18 protein-coding genes and 1 pseudogene are annotated in these 19,205 nt (G+C 46.6%); 12 read left to right on the forward strand and 7 right to left on the reverse strand.

Features of this window, described 5'->3' with window-relative positions; all coding sequences use genetic code 11:
* Positions 1-9: 9 nt before the first annotated feature.
* The 4 genes from ACQ5BJ_RS23575 to ACQ5BJ_RS23590 all read right to left on the reverse strand — a co-directional run bounded on the left by ACQ5BJ_RS23575 (position 10) and on the right by ACQ5BJ_RS23590 (position 4,250).
* Positions 10-435, reverse strand: coding sequence for a MarR family winged helix-turn-helix transcriptional regulator (locus ACQ5BJ_RS23575; RefSeq protein WP_040734834.1), 426 nt, complete (start codon positions 433-435; stop codon positions 10-12).
* A gap of 148 nt (positions 436-583) precedes the next feature.
* Complete coding sequence (locus ACQ5BJ_RS23580) at positions 584-1,825, reverse strand: macrolide family glycosyltransferase (protein ID WP_430112642.1); 1,242 nt, start codon at positions 1,823-1,825, stop codon at positions 584-586.
* 171 nt (positions 1,826-1,996) lie between these two features.
* Positions 1,997-3,394, reverse strand: coding sequence for an MFS transporter (locus tag ACQ5BJ_RS23585; protein WP_268600090.1), 1,398 nt, complete (start codon positions 3,392-3,394; stop codon positions 1,997-1,999).
* A gap of 208 nt (positions 3,395-3,602) precedes the next feature.
* Positions 3,603-4,250, reverse strand: coding sequence for a hypothetical protein (locus ACQ5BJ_RS23590; protein ID WP_430112644.1), 648 nt, complete (start codon positions 4,248-4,250; stop codon positions 3,603-3,605).
* Between the two features lie 232 nt (positions 4,251-4,482).
* On the opposite strand from ACQ5BJ_RS23590, the gene ACQ5BJ_RS23595 reads away from it, so the two are divergent.
* The 3 genes from ACQ5BJ_RS23595 to ACQ5BJ_RS23605 all read left to right on the forward strand — a co-directional run bounded on the left by ACQ5BJ_RS23595 (position 4,483) and on the right by ACQ5BJ_RS23605 (position 7,123).
* A complete protein-coding gene (locus tag ACQ5BJ_RS23595; protein WP_430112646.1) occupies positions 4,483-5,061 on the forward strand; it encodes a hypothetical protein in 579 nt (192 codons plus the stop codon).
* Between the two features lie 129 nt (positions 5,062-5,190).
* Positions 5,191-5,646, forward strand: coding sequence for a MarR family winged helix-turn-helix transcriptional regulator (locus ACQ5BJ_RS23600; protein WP_241734665.1), 456 nt, complete (start codon positions 5,191-5,193; stop codon positions 5,644-5,646).
* A 73-nt stretch (positions 5,647-5,719) separates the two neighbouring features.
* Positions 5,720-7,123 carry an L-cystine transporter gene (locus ACQ5BJ_RS23605; RefSeq protein ID WP_268600073.1) on the forward strand — a complete coding sequence of 468 codons (1,404 nt, stop codon included), beginning with the start codon at positions 5,720-5,722 and terminating at the stop codon, positions 7,121-7,123.
* A 101-nt stretch (positions 7,124-7,224) separates the two neighbouring features.
* Here the strand turns inward: ACQ5BJ_RS23605 and ACQ5BJ_RS23610 are convergent, their stop codons facing one another.
* Complete coding sequence (locus tag ACQ5BJ_RS23610; RefSeq protein ID WP_268620052.1) at positions 7,225-7,386, reverse strand: DUF1328 family protein; 162 nt, start codon at positions 7,384-7,386, stop codon at positions 7,225-7,227.
* Positions 7,387-7,599: 213 nt separating this feature from the next.
* Here ACQ5BJ_RS23610 and ACQ5BJ_RS23615 point away from each other — a divergent pair, with 213 nt between their 5' ends.
* The 8 genes and pseudogenes from ACQ5BJ_RS23615 to ACQ5BJ_RS23650 all read left to right on the forward strand — a co-directional run bounded on the left by ACQ5BJ_RS23615 (position 7,600) and on the right by ACQ5BJ_RS23650 (position 16,754).
* Complete coding sequence (locus tag ACQ5BJ_RS23615) at positions 7,600-8,205, forward strand: DUF948 domain-containing protein (RefSeq protein WP_268600075.1); 606 nt, start codon at positions 7,600-7,602, stop codon at positions 8,203-8,205.
* Positions 8,206-8,381: 176 nt separating this feature from the next.
* A complete protein-coding gene (locus ACQ5BJ_RS23620) occupies positions 8,382-9,524 on the forward strand; it encodes a fused response regulator/phosphatase (protein WP_268600091.1) in 1,143 nt (380 codons plus the stop codon).
* A gap of 20 nt (positions 9,525-9,544) precedes the next feature.
* Complete coding sequence (locus ACQ5BJ_RS23625) at positions 9,545-12,940, forward strand: response regulator (RefSeq protein WP_289354757.1); 3,396 nt, start codon at positions 9,545-9,547, stop codon at positions 12,938-12,940.
* 46 nt (positions 12,941-12,986) lie between these two features.
* Positions 12,987-13,853: a CheR family methyltransferase gene (locus ACQ5BJ_RS23630; protein WP_005542818.1), complete on the forward strand. Its 867-nt coding sequence runs from the start codon at positions 12,987-12,989 to the stop codon at positions 13,851-13,853.
* An 11-nt stretch (positions 13,854-13,864) separates the two neighbouring features.
* Positions 13,865-15,055, forward strand: a pseudogene (locus ACQ5BJ_RS23635) (ATP-binding protein); the annotation flags it as partial.
* Positions 15,056-15,173: 118 nt separating this feature from the next.
* Positions 15,174-15,494, forward strand: a complete 321-nt coding sequence (locus tag ACQ5BJ_RS23640) for an STAS domain-containing protein (protein WP_289354758.1) — start codon at positions 15,174-15,176, stop codon at positions 15,492-15,494.
* A gap of 34 nt (positions 15,495-15,528) precedes the next feature.
* Positions 15,529-15,987 (forward strand): anti-sigma B factor RsbW, encoded by a 459-nt coding sequence (rsbW, locus tag ACQ5BJ_RS23645; RefSeq protein ID WP_005542814.1) that lies wholly within the window; start codon positions 15,529-15,531, stop codon positions 15,985-15,987.
* Positions 15,984-16,754 carry a sigma-70 family RNA polymerase sigma factor gene (locus ACQ5BJ_RS23650; protein WP_163976704.1) on the forward strand — a complete coding sequence of 257 codons (771 nt, stop codon included), beginning with the start codon at positions 15,984-15,986 and terminating at the stop codon, positions 16,752-16,754. The genes rsbW and ACQ5BJ_RS23650 overlap by 4 nt, the downstream gene beginning before the upstream one ends.
* Positions 16,755-16,843: 89 nt before the next feature.
* Here ACQ5BJ_RS23650 and ACQ5BJ_RS23655 read toward each other — a convergent pair whose 3' ends face one another.
* Together ACQ5BJ_RS23655 and ACQ5BJ_RS23660 are read right to left on the reverse strand one after the other, a co-directional pair.
* Entirely contained in the window at positions 16,844-17,230 is a 387-nt protein-coding gene (locus ACQ5BJ_RS23655) for a YtxH domain-containing protein (protein WP_268600079.1), read from the reverse strand.
* Positions 17,231-17,322: 92 nt separating this feature from the next.
* Positions 17,323-18,000, reverse strand: coding sequence for a phosphatase PAP2 family protein (locus tag ACQ5BJ_RS23660; RefSeq protein ID WP_430112652.1), 678 nt, complete (start codon positions 17,998-18,000; stop codon positions 17,323-17,325).
* Positions 18,001-18,154: 154 nt separating this feature from the next.
* On the opposite strand from ACQ5BJ_RS23660, the gene ACQ5BJ_RS23665 reads away from it, so the two are divergent.
* Positions 18,155-19,162, forward strand: a complete 1,008-nt coding sequence (locus tag ACQ5BJ_RS23665) for an asparaginase (protein ID WP_268600080.1) — start codon at positions 18,155-18,157, stop codon at positions 19,160-19,162.
* The last annotated feature ends 43 nt before the right edge of the window (positions 19,163-19,205 follow it).

The following is a 19,205-nucleotide window of genomic DNA, read 5'->3' on the forward strand; positions in this document are numbered from 1 at the left end:
GCCTCTTTCTTATAAATCCTTCACATTGTCGTGCATGACGGCTAAGATTCTGCGGAATGTTTCTACTTCTTCCTCCGTCAATCCTTCGATTGTTTTCCGATAAGCCTCGATTGATGGGGCTAGTATTTCCTCTTTGATCTCTCGGCCTTTGACGGTTAAGAATACACGAAGTGATCGTCGATCCGATTCATGCGTTACCCGATAAATGAAGCCCTTCTTTTCTAGCTTGAAAAGCATGCGGGCTACATTCGTCTGGTCTTTATGAAGTCGCTCTGCAAGTTCCTTCTGTGTAATTCCTTCCTGTTCCCACAACACCACTAGGATTTCCCATTGGTCTACGGTGATGTCGAAAGGGTTTACGACCTTCTGATAATAATTATTAAGCTTCAGATCCGCCCGATGAACAATGACTCCGATATACTTTTCTAATTCCAAATGTGGACCCCCAGGTTCATTCACATCGTTATTATATTGCTCAAAGCGCTTGCTTTGAACAACCCCTATAGTTGTTATGACCATTATAGGTAAGGACAAATAACGTGTCAATGAAACTGGTTGGTGATCGGCTGCAATGCAAATCGGGTTACTTCTGTGTCGACAGGGGCTGTGAAGCCGTTTTGCCGACAACCTTCATAACCATCTCGGCGGCACGTTCATACCCTCCTGCTTCGCGCAGAGATTTGCCGATGGAGCGGGCATTCTCCTTGTAGGTAGGGTGATTTAATACTTCCAATAGCGCATTTCGCAGCACTTCCGGCGTAAGACTTTGATGATCGACGATAACACCAGCGCCTCGCTTTTGTACTTGCTGAGCGACCATAGGCTGATCGGATGTTAATGGAATCATAACGAGCGGAACATTGTAATATAGGGCTTCACTGGTGCTGTTCATGCCAGCGTGTGTAATAAAGGCATCTACTTGTTGCAGAACCTCTAATTGAGGCAAATACGGTTTGATGATGAAATTATCTGGAATCAGGTCAGCAATTGGCTCCATATTGGTTTCTTTGCCGGATGATAAAATGAATTGAATTGGCTCATCTCGAAATGCTGCGAAACACAGCTTGTAAAATTCAAGGTTGTTATTCAAAATGCTCCCTAGCGATATATAGACCGTCTGCGTGTAAGAAAGCTTGCTGCGATCCAACGTAAAAGTTGGTGCATCCATGCGAGGTACGATGGACGAGCCAGTGAACACATAGCTGTCATCCAGTTGCTCTGCGTCCGGCTGCAAATCACGGCTGAGATGCACGACCTTTAGCTCCCCATAAGCCTTAAAGATATCTGAAATTGCAGGGACAGACAATTGATAACGGTCAGCTAATTGCTTGGCGATTTCCATCGAGGAATCATAAATCGCCTGCATCTCTCGCTCCTCCTGCTCGGTCATTTTTTGTTCCGAGCCAAGTGGTTTTGTGAACACGAATGAAGTGATGGAGCATACTGCTGGAATGCCAAGCCGTTCGGCAATCATTTGCCCGCCCCAGCCCAATAAATAATCGTAAATCAAATAGTCATATGTGTTCTGCTCAGTCAGTGCAAGAACCTCTGGGATGATCGGCTTGATCATGCCGCGCAGGATGAACTGGATAAATTGATAAGGATGTTTGTAAATAATAGGCTTCAATACAGGATCCTCGGCAAAGGATCCCATGGCATACGTATAAGTCAACACTTTCGCACCTGTTGCCTCAATCCGCTCGCGGTATTCTTCCGTACATACATAAGTGACTTCCTCGCCTTGTTTCACAAGCTGCTGCACCAAGCCTAATGATGGGTTAACATGCCCCTCAGCAGGGGTAATAACAACTAATGCTCGTGCCAAATCGTCCACCTCCGATAATGAATATGAATAAGATTGTTTCCTCATGACATTTCTCTATTGCGTACAGGTTGGAAAAGGTCAGCATAGCACAGGAGTAGCAAGTTTTGGGCGCAGAGCCGACCTTTCGGCTTTATTTCTAATGAGGTTCCGTTAAAATCCAAATAACAAGCCTTAAGGGGTGATTGATGACTGAGCGATGCGGACTGACTTCTTCGCAATGCGGGAAGAGGCAATCAGACTTAATAAGACAAAGCAAATCTGCAAAGATAATGCAATCATGACACCTGCGTAAATTCCCCAGTGAAAACTTTCGCTTAAGGCTACAATTGCCCCACAAATGCCAATGTTTACGGCTATGCTGAATGAATCAACGAATTGGAGTGTGGCCGACACTTCGCCTTCCTTGCCTTCTTCTGCCTGCTGCAGGGCTATGGCACCGATCGTTGGAGTAGCCAGCCCAACACCGAAACCGGTAATGATTTGCGACAACAGTGTCATCGCGATGTTGCTGCCCGGTAACAGCATGGATGTAATGACGAGCCCAATTCCCACGATCATAATACATAAACCGAGCGTGATTCTCCTTTTTCGGCCAGTTCCTTGGTCGCGCCTGTCCAGTTTTGCTTGCAGCCATGCAGCGGTTGACCAGCTTAATGCTCCTGCCGCTACGAGTAGCCCTGCATTCGCTTCTGATATGCCTTTTACCTTTGTCAATCCGAGAACCACATAGCTTTCAGTCGCGAAATAACAGGAAATATACAGGGCTCTTGATACGATAATTGCGGGTAAGCCGCGTTCTACAGTAAACGTTCCATGCGGGAGCAACTTTTGGAGCGGTAATACCATGACGACTAATCCAATCACAGTAAGTGCAATGCCCAACCAATCGTCGATTCGACCTAATCCCGTCAGTAGAAGCCCTGTTCCGACAGCGAGCAATACGGAATACGCTTCCTTGCGTCTATCTTGTGCACGAGAGCTACCTGACTTCGTTATGCTCCGGAAGGAAGGCAGCGTCATGATAAGTGCGATCGCAATAAAGGGGAGCACAAGCCAAAACACGAATCGCCACGATACATAAACGGCAATTAGGCCGGCAATGTAGGGTCCAATTAGTGCGGGAAGCACATAGGCGGCAGAGAAGGCAGCCAATATGGCGGTGCGCAATGAGTCAGGATAACGGACAGTTACAATGTAGTACACACAGGTGACAAGCGCACCGGCGCCGAACCCTTGCAGGGCCCTTCCTGCTATAAGCATATACATATGAAAGGAAAGTGCGGCAATGACGATGCCAGCTACAAAGATAGAGAACGAAATTAGAATGGATGCAATTAAACCATGTTTGTCGATTTGTTGTCCTACAACCATTGAGCCGATAATTTGAAACAATAAAAATGTGCTGAATATCCAACCGTATAAATGGATGCCTTCCAGGCTTTGTGCAAGTGCGGGAGCAATTGTCGTAATGGCGAGGCCTTCGAAGGCGACAGTTGTTAAAATAAGTATGATGCCAATCGTTAATGCACGGTACGGGACTTGAAAGATTCCAGTGTTAGTGGGGGGGATACCAACACACCTCCTTCCGAAAAAAGATTGCTTTGACGATATTGGTCGTAGCAACTATTTAGTGATAAGAGAGGCATAACCGACGTGTATGGATCCTATACAATGGTTATGCCTCTTCGTTATCATTATTAGTTGCTATGACTATTATATGCACGGCAATTATTTATGTCAATACCTGTAAATCAATCCTTTTCGCTTGAAAAGGTTATTACCATTTCATCCACAGATTGCCCTTCCAGGTCGGAATGTTGGCCCATCGCTGTCCTTTTTTATCAAATTTAACTGCAAGTACAGTTACCGTCTGAGGTTTTAATTCGCCTGCCTTTTTGCCGTTAAGGGATTGGTATATTGCTGTCGCTTTGGTCAGCTTCACAAGCTGGCTTTGCTCTGGATTCCTTACCCATGCTTTTCCTTTATAACTATTAATCTGATACCAAATCAATCCGGAATTATCGATTTGCTCATTAATGATTGGGGCGATTTGTGCGCTAAGATTGCCGACTTGTTTGCCGTTTGGACTGTTATATATCGGTGTATTGGAGCTTAGTGTAACAAGCTTGTTGTAAGCATTCGGATCCTTCATCCACACTGTGCCTATCCATGTAAATACCCGGTACCAGGTAATATTGTTTTCATCCTTCGATGCTGCCTCCACATAAATCACTTGGGGGCCTAAGAGTCCTACTTTTTTGCCGCCAACTGAATCATAGAGCGTAGTGTTTTGTTCCAGGTCTACGAATACAGTTTCTTTCGTCACGGCACCAGTTGTATTCGCTGCTTGCTCAGCAAATGCGCCTGTTGCAGCAACCGTACTGAACGCCAAAGTCAAAGCCATCACTGCCACTAATTTCTTCATTATTGAATTCTCCTCTCTCATGGTTATACAATGGTATGGTTTACTACTAAGATGAACATTCCAATTGCTGGGCTTGCTGAATAAGTCAGCATGGTATAGCCTTTTCTTAGGTGTATATTTTCGTGATGAGGTCATGAAGGTCGAATTATAGGAGTGATATGAGGAATGTTCCCTGCCTTGTTCAGTATGTAACCCGTTTACATGGTAGTGAAACAATAATTTGGAAAGGATGATGAGGGTGAAGACATTGTGGAAGTGGCTGTGCCGTGGATTGTTGACGGTCATCATATTGTTTATTTTGCTTGCTGGAGCGGCGTATTTTTACATTCAGCCTTCTACTGCGATAGGCTGGCCTCCTCAAGTTGAAGTGTCCTTGGCTGATCGTTTGGAGCAAATGGTACACAATCGTTCACTTACGATACAAATTAGCGAGGAAGAAATTAATGGATGGGGCTCTCAGCATATGCAGGAAACTGAGCCTTATCGTTCGTTGAAGGAAAAGTGGAACATTACTGGGATGAAGACAAGGCTTGCAAATCGAGAAATGGAAGCGACCATTCAAATGGAGCCCATCTCTCATGTGCAGGCTGAAGTAAAGATTAAATATGAATTGGAATGGAGCGACAGCGGTCAATCCATTCGTGCAGTGCCCGTTGATGCCCGCGTGAAGAACATTTCACTTCCGCTCTCGTGGTTCTCGCTAAAACCGATGGAATTCTCGTTATCTTCACAGCTCCCTGAATGGGTTAAGGTCAAGGAAGTGAAATTCCTAGAAGATGGGTGGAAGCTTCGCTTCGGATTGAAGCTGTAACTTTGCTCCGTACATTTTTCGTACGCAGTAATGAGTTTACGGGCCTTGCTGGACAGGAGTATATAAGTGACGTACGCGTCAAGGACTTGTACCTTGAAGAATACGGATGATAGAAGAGGATGTGACGGTTTGCCTAATCGTGAACAGCTGCTCCAACTTCAGATGAACTTCCGCTCTATGCTGCGCGGGATGCGCACGCAATGGGAACGGCATTTGGAGCTGCAGAATTTGAATGTAAATATGACTCAATTTGCCGTACTGGACTTACTATTCCGGAATGGCTCGATGAAAGTAACCGATGTTGCAAAGGAGCTTCGTTTGACACCTGGCGCAGTGACGGGCATTACCGACAAACTTACTCAAATGGATTATGTTGCGCGCAATCGCGATGAACTTGACCGCCGTATCAATTATTTGGAGCTTACGGAAGCAGGGCGGCAGAAGGTCAAGGCAGTGGAAATACAACGTGAGTTTGTATTCGCCCGTTACTTTGAAGGGATACCGGATGAAGATTTGCTGCATTTTCTGCACATTTGCCAGCAAGTGAACCTCAATCTGGATGAAATCTCAGAAGTTGGGGAGTAATAAAAGCATCACATGATGCTGGATGGAATCATGGACATCAGAATGTCCGCGCCTCCTGCGACCAAGGAGTGAAATGGCCGTGAGTAACGGTTGGTGGTTGATGGTTCATGCTGTTGTAATAATCGGACTTCTTTACTTGCTTTATAGGATGCAGAAGAAACATGTATCCTTTACAAAGCGGGTATTTGCCGGACTCGGTATAGGCATTGTGTATGGAGCGCTACTTCAGCAGCTATACGGGGTTGAGCATGACACCGTGCACGTGCTCAATGATTGGATCTACATTGTGGGTGGCGGCTATGTGAGTCTGCTGCATATGGTCGTCATTCCACTTATTATCGTATCGATCATATCCGCGATTTTGCATGTGACGACGAAGACCGGTGTAGGCAAGATGAGTGTAGTGATTATTAGCATTCTCATTGCGACAACTGCTGTGGCAGCTGCTGTGGGCATCGGATCTGCACTGGCTTTTGACTTGTCGGCCGTGAACATGGAGGCAGGGCAGCAAGAGACCGAACGCGGACGGGATTTGAATGAGAAGGTCGGTGAAGTGCGCGACATGACCATTCCGCAGCAGGTACTGGAATTTATACCAACGAATCCCTTTCTTGATATGACGGAGGCAAGAAGAACATCTACGATTGCAGTTGTCATTTTCTCCGCTTTTGTCGGTATTGCGGCATTAGGTGTTGCAAGGAAAAAGCCAGAGCATGGGCGCATGTTCACCTCCATTATTGATGCGCTTCATGCCGTTGTTATGCGGATGGTGACTTTGGTATTGAGATTGACGCCCTATGGGGTGCTGGCACTTATGATCCGCGTCGTGTCTACGACAGCACCAGCGGAGATATGGAAGCTAGGTCGGTTCGTGATAGCCTCCTATGTAGCGCTCATTGTCATGTTCCTGATTCATCTTCTGCTGCTTGGATTGTCGGGCATCTCGCCTGCCCGTTATTTGAAGATGGCAACGCCTGCGTTAGTTTTCGCATTTACATCGCGAACAAGTGCTGGTTCGATCCCGATCAATGTGGATACGCAGCGGGATAAGCTGGGGGTACCGGAGAGCTTTGCAAATTTTAGCGCCTCGTTTGGCGCTTCAATGGGCCAGAATGGATGTGCCGGCATTTACCCCGCCATGCTTGCCGTTATGATTGCACCTACCGTAGGGATGAACCCGTTAAGCGCGGGATTCATTCTTCAGCTCATTGCTGTTGTTGCAATCAGTTCCTTTGGTGTAGCTGGCGTTGGCGGAGGTGCTACATTTGCAGCGCTTATTGTGTTGTCCTCGATGAACCTGCCCGTCGGTCTGGCGGGACTGCTCATTTCTGTAGAGCCGCTCATTGATATGGGACGCACGGCATTGAATGTGAATGGTTCAATGCTCGCAGGGGTGTTGTCTTCGCGCTGGCTTGGACAGTGGGATAAAGAATCTTTCATGCGCGGAAATAAACACCCAACCGAGGATGAGTCTTAGAAAATGCCATATTGAAATGAATTGCAGCCAAAAAGGCCCGTCATGCAGACGAGCCTTTTTTCTTTCTTTTCAGTTGGTTGCATGTAACGTATATATAACAGTTAGGATGTACGCTTTCCTGTCACTAGAGAGATAACGAAGAGAACAAGGAATACAAAGAACAGCGCTTTGGCTATAGAAGCTGCCGCTGCGACGATACCAAAAAAACCAAACACACCTGCGATGATGGCAATAAGCAAAAATACGGCTGACCATTTAAGCATAAGGTGTTCCTCCTTCATTGTGATCATTTTGATTTCGAAATAATGATTTCAGATGCCTAATTTTCGTGTTTGCATGTTGATTAACCACAGCTTAGGATTACCAAACAATTGGCTAATTCTGTTTCAAAGCCCCTTCTTCAGGGTATTAATTCATAATTGCTATGCGGAAAAATGTGTTATGCTTGGGAACACGGAGAAAGGCGGTATTCACCTATGATATTGGAGATTAGTGCATTACTTGCTGCAATAGCGTTCGCAGTGCTGGTGTTCTATTTGATTCAAACGTTGTTGTCAGCTAAGCGCTCCCTAGAGCGGGCTGCAGATACGCTTGAACAAGTGCAGCAAACCGTGAGCTTATTGAGCGGAGACTTGCAGGGTGTCGCCAAAAATGCAAATGAGCTCTCTCAGGATCTATCTGAGCAATTGAAGAAAATGGAGCCGGTTATGGATTCCGTTCAACATGCAGGTGAAGCATTGAACGAAATCTCAATCGCTGCGAAGCAAGTTTCGGTCGGATTAGTTAAGGGAGTACGCCGAGCAGCAGGCCGATTTGAACGCAAGCCAGATATAGATAAACGGGAACCTAAGATGAACCGGGCAACATCTGTATCAGCGCCAGCTCCGGCAGCGACGCAGAGGCAGCCAGAGGTTGCTGCAGCAACGAAGGAGATACCTTGTACAATTGAGGATAATCAATTGCGGGAACAACTGCCACAGGGACAGGGTCAAGCTCATGCATCAGCTGCCCATCGGCAGGATTGGAAGGAATGGATTGATGTCGGAACGAAGCTGTGGCAATTATGGAGACAGCGCGGTTAGCGCAGCCAAGCCGGTTAACAGTATAGTTAGCCGGCTTTCACTTTTTTTCACAAGCAAGTAACAAAAAAGATGATCTTATTTAACTTTTTCCGGTATAGTGGTAGTTGGGAATTATGGGGGACTATGTCGAATAGAAACGAACTATATATCATAATCGATGAGGGGAGGAGAGTATGATGAACGTTCTCGTCGTTGATGACAATCCGACGAATGTCATGCTCATTCGGGAAATCCTTCGTAAAGCCGGCTACGACGGAGTGCAGACGGCTTCGTCAGCCCATGAAATGTATGAAGTGCTTGGAATGGATGGACCGCTTGGACCGATGTATGTACCCGATATTGATCTTATTTTATTGGATATGATGATGCCGGAGATTGATGGCTTGGAAGCCTGTCGCACAATCCAGCAATACTCCGAGCTTCGAGATATTCCGATCATTATCGTAACAGCGATTGGGGATTCTAATATGCTCGCTGAAGCGCTGGATGCAGGTGCAGTTGATTATGTAACGAAGCCGATCAACCGGGTAGAGTTGTTGGCTCGCATTCGGTTGGCGCTTCGACTGAAGCGGGAGAAGGATTGGCATAAGGAGCGGGATCGCCATATTCGCGATGAGTTAAGCTTAGCAGCGAAGGTGCAGAACTCTGTACTGACAGAGCCTTATCAGGATGAGCATATTGCGATCAATGCACTGTATCAGCCTTCTGAGGAGCTTGCCGGAGATCTATATGCCTGGTTCCCATTAGGGAAGGGAAGATACGGAATTATTATTATCGATGTCATGGGCCATGGTGTATCCTCTGCCCTGCTTTGCATGTTCATTGCATCTGTCCTTCGGGATGCCGTGATGCAGATTGAACAGCCGGATCTTGTACTGAAGAGGTTGAATACGAAGTTTCATCAGCTTCATATGAACGGGAATTTAATGCTCTATTATATGACTGCATTATACGTTGTTGTAGATACGGACAAGGGCTGCATTCAGTATGCGAATGCAGGGCATCCGCCAGGCGTTGTATTGATGGAGGACGGTAAACTTGTATCTTTGGAATCTACCGGATATCCGGTAGGCATGTTCCCGGATCTAGAGGTAGAAACCAAAGAGGTACAGTGCCATTCGCGTGCTCGAATTGCGATGTATACCGATGGTCTGATGGAGTCAGCAGGGGGCAGCGTGGAGGAAGCGATGGAGCGCATCGCCAATATTCTCCGTCAAGAGGAGACGCTGGATAAAAGCGCGTGGGATGAGTTGTTTGCCCATGGATCTGAAGAGGACAGCGAAGATGACAAGTGTCTGATTTGGGTGGACGTTCATTGATATAGAAGGAGGAGCAGACAGTGAAGTTACGCACGAAATTGATTGCTGGCTTCGTTCTGTTCATGCTTATCATATCCGGACTTGGCTGGGTGTCTTATGATCGCATGAGCAGCTTGCAGCAGGATCTGGATGAAATCTATTCGAAAAGCTTCCGCAAAGTAGAATTGTCCTTTATGATCCGTGACAATATGAATAACATTTCGCGTGAACTAGTAACAGAAATGCTAAACCCGACAGTTGGTGTGAATAGTGGTCATGAGCTAATGAAAAAGGGGAAGATGTATCATGAGAACATCATTACCGCATTTCAAGAGCTTACAGAAGACTATTCGACGGCTCAAGAGCAGAGGCTTATCGATCAAGCGAAGCGCGATTGGGTGAAGTACGATAATTACGTTCAGAAGACAGTGGGATTAGCTGATAAGAATAATTATGAGGAAGCCAACAAGCTGCGCAACAGCGAAGGCTTGGACTATCAACAAAATTTGCTAAACAGCATGAATGACCTCGCGAATTATCATGAAATGAGCATTGACAATCAAGTGCTGGATGCGAGAAAGCATTATGATCAATCGATTACTTGGACTGCAGGAATTATGGCTACTGGTCTTGTTCTTTCATTTGCAATTATGATGTGGGTTATTCCTAGCGTTACACGCAACTTGAACACAATGTCGATCATGATGCGCAGCCTAGCGCGTGGCCGGCTTCGAATTGTACGCAAGCTTGAACCGCATACGAACGACGAGATCGGGGAAGTCATTCAAGTATTCAAGCGCATGGCTGAAGATTTGGAAGCGCGCAAGAAGAATGAGGAATTATATCGCAAGGCCCAAGAGGAGCAAGCATGGATTGACGGCAACGCTGCGCGCGTTACGGAGTTGCTCAACGGAGCAGCCACTCTGAATCAAGTAGGGCAGATGTTCATCAGTGAGTTTGTGCCTACTCTTGGTGCGCAGTATGGAGCTTTGTACATTCGAAATGATGCAAACCATCCGGATGAGTTTGAATTGTTCGGCACGTATGCGGCGACAGAAGAGCTGAAGGCCCAGAACAAAATGGTTGTTGGCCAAGGCTTGCTTGGGCAATGCGTGGCTGATGAGAAGCCAATCATAATAAGCGACATGAAGGATTGCTCCATTCGCATTGAATCAGGCGTATGCCAATCTCAAGCGATTGAGCTGATCTTGTTCCCAATAACATTCGAACAACGAGTAATTGCTGTGCTGGAGATGGCATCGCTGACCAAGATGTCTCCTGTTCAGCATCAACTGCTCGAGCAGCTCGCACAGAAGCTTGGCGTAATCGTGCATACCATCTCAGGACGCTTGCGTGTAGAAGAATTGTTGCGTGAATCACAGGCGCTTACTGAGGAACTGCAGGCCCAGTCTGAAGAGCTGTTGACACAGCAAGAAGAATTGAAGCGTTCGAATGAACATTTGGAATCTCATACCGAGGCCTTGAAGCGTTCAGAGGAAATGCTTCAGCGTCAGCAGGAGGAGCTGGAGCATTTTAATACCGAACTGATCGCCAAGACGCGTGCGCTGGAAGAGCAGATGTTGGCAACTCAAGAGAAGAATGAAGAGCTTGAGGGTGCACGGACGATATTAGAGCGCCAGACGCTGCAATTGGCCTTGGCGTCGAAGTATAAATCGGAGTTTTTGGCTAATATGTCCCATGAGCTGCGCACTCCACTGAACAGTCTGCTCGTACTGTCCCAACTGCTAGCGGAAAATAAGGAAGGCAACTTGGAACAGAAGCAGGTCGAATATGCGCGCACCATTAATATGTCTGGCTCTGATTTGCTGAAGATGATCGATGAAATTCTGGATTTGTCCAAGATAGATGCAGGAAAGATGCAATTGAATTTTGAAAAGATCTACTTGAGTGAACTGGCATCCTTTATGCGCGACAGCTTTGAGACGATTGCGGCACAAAAAGGCTTAAAGTTCCATGTAGAAATGGAACCCGATTTGCCAGATTCCCTTGTCACAGATGGACATCGGGTGAAGCAGGTCGTTCGCAATTTGCTTGGCAATGCGTTCAAGTTCACAACGAAAGGCTCGGTCACCCTGCAAATCACGAAGGCGAAACCGGATCAACTTCCTTCTTCACTTCAGGAAAGTCAAGAATCATATTTGGCTATACATGTGATAGATACAGGAATTGGAATTCCGCGAAATAAGCAGGAATTGATCTTTGAAGCGTTCCAGCAGCTGGATGGGACAACAAGCCGCAACTATGGCGGTGCAGGACTCGGACTGTCCATCAGCCGCGAGCTGGCAAGGCTGCTAGGCGGCAAGCTGCAATTAGTGAGCCAAGAGAATGAAGGAAGCACCTTTACTTTCTTCCTTCCTATGAAGGCAATTGAGCCGTCTTCTATTCCGGTCAATTCCTCGGTTGCCCTGTATGAAAAGGCAATTGCTGAAGCTCAAGCCTCTCTATCTGGAGAGAAGGAGCATGAGCATGCAGAACTGGAGAATAGTAAGCTTGGCAAGCCGCATATGCCATTAACATCTATGACTAATGAGGCAATTGCACTTACAGAATGGGAAGAAACGTTGCTTAAAGAAGTTGCTGCTGGTGAAGAAGAGGAAGGACATGGGTGGCCGTTTGGACAGAGGAAGCTGCTCATCGTCGAAGATGACGGGCCGCAGCGCCAATCCTTGATTGCTTTGATCGAAGGAGCAGATGTAGCAGTTACGGCTGTTTCGACGGGAACGGAAGCACTCAAGGTACTAGGGGAAGAAAAGTTCGACGGTATGGTTCTCGATCTGCTGCTTCCTGACATGACGGGATTCGAATTAATGGACAAGATTAGCAATCATTCTCGTCTACGCCGCATTCCAATTATCGTCTATACAGGCAAGCTGTTGGACGCAAAGGAAGAGACGGAGCTAAAGAAGCGGGCGCAGAGTATCATTATAAAAGATGTGAAATCTCCTGAACGTCTGCTGCAGGAAACGATGATTCTTTTGAAGCGCTCGGAGGAATCTCAGTCAGGCGCTGAAGAGGAAAGCCGAGGGCCAAGTGATTTGCTGCTGTCAGGCAAGCGCGTGCTGCTTGTAGATGATGATGTCCGCAATGTATTTGCACTATCCAGTGTGCTTGAACAATATGACATGAACATCGTGTACGCCGAAAATGGTCGTGAAGCGCTAGAAGCATTGGATAAGGAAACGAATTTCGATCTTATTCTCATGGATATGATGATGCCGGAGATGGATGGCTACGAAGCGATGCGGCGAATTCGCGAGCAGCCGCAGTTTGAGAAGCTGCCGATCATTGCGCTGACGGCAAAGGCTATGAAGGAAGATCGCAATAAGTGCATTGAAGCAGGAGCGTCTGATTATGTCAGCAAGCCGTTCCAAACAGAGCAGCTGCTTTCATTGATGCGAGTATGGTTATATAAATAACAGAGAATCAATGTTGAGACGATGAATGAAGGAGCAAGGATGAGACATGAACGGAAACGGACTCGGTTTACATGATGAGAGAAGAAGACCCCAGGATGCGGACCGAGAACGCATTGAAATAGAATTGCTGCTTGAAGGTGTTTTTCGAGTTTACGGCTACGATTTCCGGGACTATGCATATCCTTCGCTCAAACGGCGCATCTGGCATCAGGTACATGCCGAGAATGTGGCAACAATATCGGAGCTGCAGAGCCGAGTGCTCTATAACCGAGATTGCTTGCAGCGGTTTGTCCGCAGCTTGTCGATCCCCGTTACAGAGATGTTCCGCGATCCGTCGATGTTCTTGGCCTTTCGTACTCAGGTCGTCCCTATGCTGCGTACTTATCCATATATTCGGATATGGCATGCGGGCTGCTCAACTGGTGAGGAAGTCTACTCCATGGCGATTTTGCTGCACGAGGAAGGGCTGTATGAGAAGACGAGGCTGTATGCAACCGATATGAATCCGCAATCGCTGCAGAAAGCCAAAGAAGGCGTCTGCCCGATGGACAAGATGCGTACGTATACGAAAAATTATTTGGATGCGGGTGGAACGAGCTCCTTCTCCGAATATTATACAGCTTCTGGAGAGGGAGTCGTCATTCATCCGTACTTGCGTAAAAATGTCATTTTTGCGGAGCATAACTTGGCAACGGATCGATCCTTTAATGAATTTAACGTCATCTTATGCCGAAATGTCATGATTTATTTTAATGAGCCGCTGCGCAACCGGGTTCATGATCTTTTCTATGAGAGCTTGGCGCCACTAGGTGTGCTTATTGTCGGAGGCAAGGAGTCCTTGCATTTTACAGGGAGAGAATCTCAATACGAGGAGATTGATCGTAACGAGAAGATTTATCGTAAAATACGATAGGAGGCACGATTGTGAACACCTTGGAACCAATCAATATTTTGCTCGTTGATGACAGGCACGAGAACTTACTTGCGCTTGAAGCCGTATTGTCCGAGGAAAGCTATCGCTTGGTCAAGGCTACTTCTGGAGAGGAAGCTTTGCGCCACTTGATGAAAGAGGAATTTGCCGTTATTGTGCTTGATGTGCAAATGCCGGGCATGGATGGGATTGAGACGGCAAAATGGATTAAGGCGCGAGAAAAGACTAAAAATATCCCGATTATATTCGTGTCTGCTAATTATAAAGAAACCGAGCATTTATTCGCTGGTTATTCAGCCGGCGGGGTTGATTATATGGTGAAGCCGTTCGTTCCTCATATTTTGAAATCAAAGATTCACAGCTTTGTAGGCATATTTCAGGCACAGAAACGGCTGCAAGCGCAGAAAATGCTTCTTCATCAGAAGACGAAAGAACTGGAGCGGATGAATAGTGAGCTGGCCGCAGCCAAGGAAGCTGCAGAACGTGCCGCGCTGGCCAGAACGCAATTTTTAGCGATGATGAGCCATGAGATTCGCACGCCGATGAATGGAGTGCTCGGCATGGTTGATCTGTTGCTCGATACAGAGCTGAACAGCGATCAATTGAACTATGCGGAACTGATCCGTAAGAGCGCTGATACGCTCATCCGCACCATTAACAATATTCTCGATTTCACCAAGATGGAATCGGGGAAGCTGGAGCTGGAAGAATTTCCGTTTGATACGAACTCGCTCATTACAGAAGTGTACGAGCTGTTCATGGTCGAGGCGAATAAAAGAGATTTGACCTTATCCTATTCGATGGATGAGGATGTGCCTGCATTATTGTATGGAGATATGCTGCGTGTAAGACAAATTCTCATTAATCTCGTAGGGAATGCGGTTAAATTTACAAATAACGGAAATGTCGGTATCCATGTGTCTATTATCGACACGAAGCAGACTGAACAAGGGAAGCAGTTCCACGTTCAATTCGATGTGCGAGATACGGGCATCGGTATTCCGGTAGATAAAATGGAAGGGCTGTTCCAGCCATTTGCACAGCTGGATTCGTCTATGAACCGCAAATATGGCGGAAGTGGATTGGGGCTTGCGATATGCAAGTCGCTCGTGCAACTGATGAATGGAGATATTCGTGCTACTCCGGTTCCGGAGGGAGCATTATTTACATTTGACGTATGGCTTAAGGAATGTGGCGAGTAATTGCCACATTCTTTTCCCATTTGTTTCGATTCAGTGAATGAAGGTTATTTACCAATTAAAGTACACTTTACTAGTTTACCTGTGTTAGGAGAGGAAAGTTATGAGCGGAAAGAAGTTTGCAGTGAAGATAATCCAGCAAGAGGGGCAAGTAATTGTTCAACCTTGTGGAGATTTGGACTTGGCAGCAGCCAAGGAGTTCCGTTCCACGATGGAACCGATTGTGAACGATGCGAAGACAGAGCTTACATTAGATTTGAATGAATTGACGTATATAGATAGTACAGGGATTGGAATTTTGATCTCGATTTTGAAGATGCGTCATGAGCAGAAGTCTGCTTTCCGTATTACGAATGTACCGACACATGTCCAAAAACTTTTTGATATGACTGGCATTTCGAAATTTCTGACCCCGCAAGCCTAAACAAATGAACGATGAAAGGGAATGAATCAGAATTATGGAACACGCAAGAGAGCTGAAGCGCGTTAAATTATCATTGCCGGCACAGGCCGAATATGTGGAGTTGGCACGATTAACGTTGTACGGTATCGCAAGCCGTATCGGATTTTCCTATGAAGATATTGAGGATATGAAGGTAGCGATTTCGGAGGCTTGTAACAATGCGGTGCTGTATGCGTATGATTCGCATGGTGGAGTCGTTGAAGTATTGTTTGAGGTTGCTGAGGATGAGATTGAGATCATCGTGCAGGATGAGGGAGCGAGCTTTGACGCAGCAAGCAAGACCAATGGGTTGGAAGCTTTGCACGATAAGCAGCTCGAAGATATTCAGGCCGGTGGACTTGGATTCTATTTAATGCAGGCGTTGATGGATGAGGTTGAAGTGAAAAGTGTCGATGGTCATGGCACCGTAGTGAAGATGAAGAAGCGGCTGCAACAAAGCGGGGAACTTCTATGAGTGCTGCCCCTCAACATCATTCATCCGATAAAGCAATCCGGCTTATCCACGAATACCAAGCAACAAATGATAATGAGATCGCTACTATCCTCATTCAGAAGTATGATCCAATGGTAAAAATGGCTGCTGGCAAGATATCGCGCAACCGACCAGATTTGTATGAAGACTTGATGCAAGTTGGCAATATGGCATTAATACGCTTATTGAAGCAGTTTGACAGTTCATTAGGCGTTCCTTTCGAAGCTTATGCAATGAAAAGCATGATCGGCCATATGAAGAATTTTTTGCGTGACAAATCATGGTATATCCAAGTACCCCGCCGCATTAAGGAAAAAGGCGCGCTCGTGCAGCAAACCATTGACGAACTGACGATGAAGCTCGAACGATCGCCGAATGTAAATGAGATTGCGGAGAAGCTGGAATTGTCCGTCGAGGAAACTGTCGAGGTGTTGGCAGGACGCGAATGCTATCATTATGTCTCCCTAGATACGCCTCTATCTCAGGATGAGAGTGCTGCTACATTAGGGGAGCTGATTCGGTCTGAGGCCGATGATTTCGAGTCAGTGGAACGCAAGATGGATCTTATGGAAGCCATAAAAGAGCTCAAACCGGAAGAACAAAATGTGTTGGCACTTATTTATAATGAAGGATTATCACAACGCACCGCAGCGGATCGCCTTGGCATTTCTCAGATGAGCGTATCTCGCATTCAGCGTCGTGCAACGGAAAAGCTTAAAAAAATATTGACTGCGAATGACGCTTCGTAGAATAGATGAAGATGCTTGTCTATATAGACAGCATCTTCATTTTGTGTGATATTCAATTTCTTGAACTCCATTTAATGAAGGATTTCCTTCTATTCTTCCTTCTTCAGTTCTTCTGCAACTTCCTCAGCTACATCTGCTGTTGCTTCTTTCAATTGATCCGCAGTGCCTGCTGTTGCTTCCTTAACTGTTGCAGCGAATTCCTTAGATGCTTCTTTTACGCTGCTCACGACGGCTCCTGCTTTTGAACCGACGTTTTTTACCGTTTCGGCTGTACGGGATCCAAGATCTGTTGCCAGTTCTTTTGTTTTACCCCCTACTTGCTGTGCCTTATCTCCAATATCCGCGCGTAGCTCACGTCCAGATTTCGGTGCTAGAAGCAGAGCGGCAGCAGCACCTATAGCGCTCCCGATTAGAAGCCCCTTTACGAATGTACTGCAATTTGTTTGTGCGTTGTTGCATTCTGCATTTTGGCTCATGATAACCTCTCCTTTACGCGTAGTCCATTGTCTTACTAGTGGATTACACATATTTGGGAAGTTTGAAACAGAGGTGCCGCTTATCGTATTCCTTATTTGCGATCCCTCAACCATTGCATCGCCATGATCGTGAATAGAAGCCAGATAGCACCAGCCGTGAAGCCGCCCAGCACATCTGTGACATAATGAACGCCTAGATAAATGCGGCTAAGCCCGATGCATATAATAAGTAGAGCGGTAAGCACAAGAACATATCCGGCAGGCTTTCCTTGTTCTTTCAGATGCACCCATATCAAATATCCAATCATGCCGAAAAAGGCGGTACTGACCATGGAGTGCCCGCTTGGGAAGCTGTACCCATGCTCAACAACCCAATGCTCCCAGTCTGGTCTTGCCCGCCGGAAGCAGAGCTTCAATCCTTCATTGACTAAAGCGCCTCCGAGCGAGGCAGTCAGCAGGCTCATGGCATCCCATCTGCGCTTGAACACAAAGGCAAGGAGTATAATGAGTATGCCAGCCAATGGCACAACGACACGGCTGGAGCCTATATGGGTAATCCAGGTAACGATAAAAGTTAACGTCGGGGAGGCTGCTTGGCGAACCGTTTCGGTTACGTAACGGTCGAAATCAGTCGTTTGATTCAGAAGCACACTTCTAGTTATAAAAAAGAAAACGATAGCCAAGATAAGCGTCGCGGCTGCTCCCCCAAGAAGATTTAGCGCAAACTTGCGCTTTGCTTCTGGCGTAATGCCTCGATATTGTTGATTCACAGTTGTCAACACTTCTCCTTTGGGTGTATGTTTACATTACAAGATGTCCGATAATCTTTCTTAATGTACGAAATAGGGACAAAAGGTAAATATGTAATATCAATAACATATTTCCATGCTTTGTTGCAACTGGAAGAATGAAAGGAAGACGACCATGAATGAACGTTTAGTGGAGGAAACACGAAACGGCTGGTTGGAGTGTGAGCATCGCGGAGCAATTTGTGGTGTTGATCGCCAAATGCAGCCTCAATATGCGCTTGGGGATATACATACACCGATGTTCCTGCGTTCAGCAGGAAAGCCGTTGCAGGCTATCCCTGTTGTGCGAAGCGGAACACTCGAGCATTATGGTTTGGCGTCTCGGGATTTGGCACTCATGACGGCTTCTCATCGGGGAGAATCCATTCATATTGATACGATGGAGCACATTATGCAATGTGCAGGGCTTGAAGAGAAGCATCTGATTTGCTCCCCCTCTTATCCACTGAACGAAGAAGTGAAAGAGCAGTATTTGCGCAATGGCGGAGAGCGCCGAAGAGCGTACCATAATTGTGCCGGGAAGCATTTTGGCGTACTTGCATGGAGCCATATGATGGGCTGGGATCTGAATACGTATGCGGAGCCAAGCCATCCGGCACAGCAGGAAATTACGCGTACAATTAGTGAGATGGCTGGCATTGCTCCTGAACAGATGCATGCAGGTACCGATGGCTGCGGCTTCCCCGTATATGCACTTCCACTTCAAGGGTTGGCAACCGCATATATGAAGATGGCCTGTCCTGAGCTCATTGCGGATAAAGCGACTCGTACGGCTGCTGAGCGGATTCGAAACGCGATGCAGGAGCATCCATTATTAGTTGGCGGTACGAATCGAATTGACTCGCTGCTTATGGAGGATAAGAATATCGTTGCCAAAGGCGGCTTCAAAGGAATATTCGCTTTCGGACTGCGCAATGAGGGATTAGGATTCGCGTTCAAGGTTGCGGATGGATCAGATGAGGAATGGTCACTTATTGTCGGTTCCATACTTGAGCAGATCGGGTATCAAGAAAAGTCAACGATAGAGCGTATCCGTCAAGTGTTCCCAGGTACAATTCTGAACGACAACGGTCGAATAGTCGGTGAGCAGAAGGCGGTATTCCAGCTCCAAGCATTAAAGTGATCGAGATGACGCGCAATCGGTTGCAGCATGACATTGCAGAAGA

Source organism: Paenibacillus sp. B1-35 (genome assembly GCF_050474385.1).
Taxonomy (GTDB): Bacteria; Bacillota; Bacilli; order Paenibacillales; family Paenibacillaceae; genus Paenibacillus_B; species Paenibacillus_B alvei.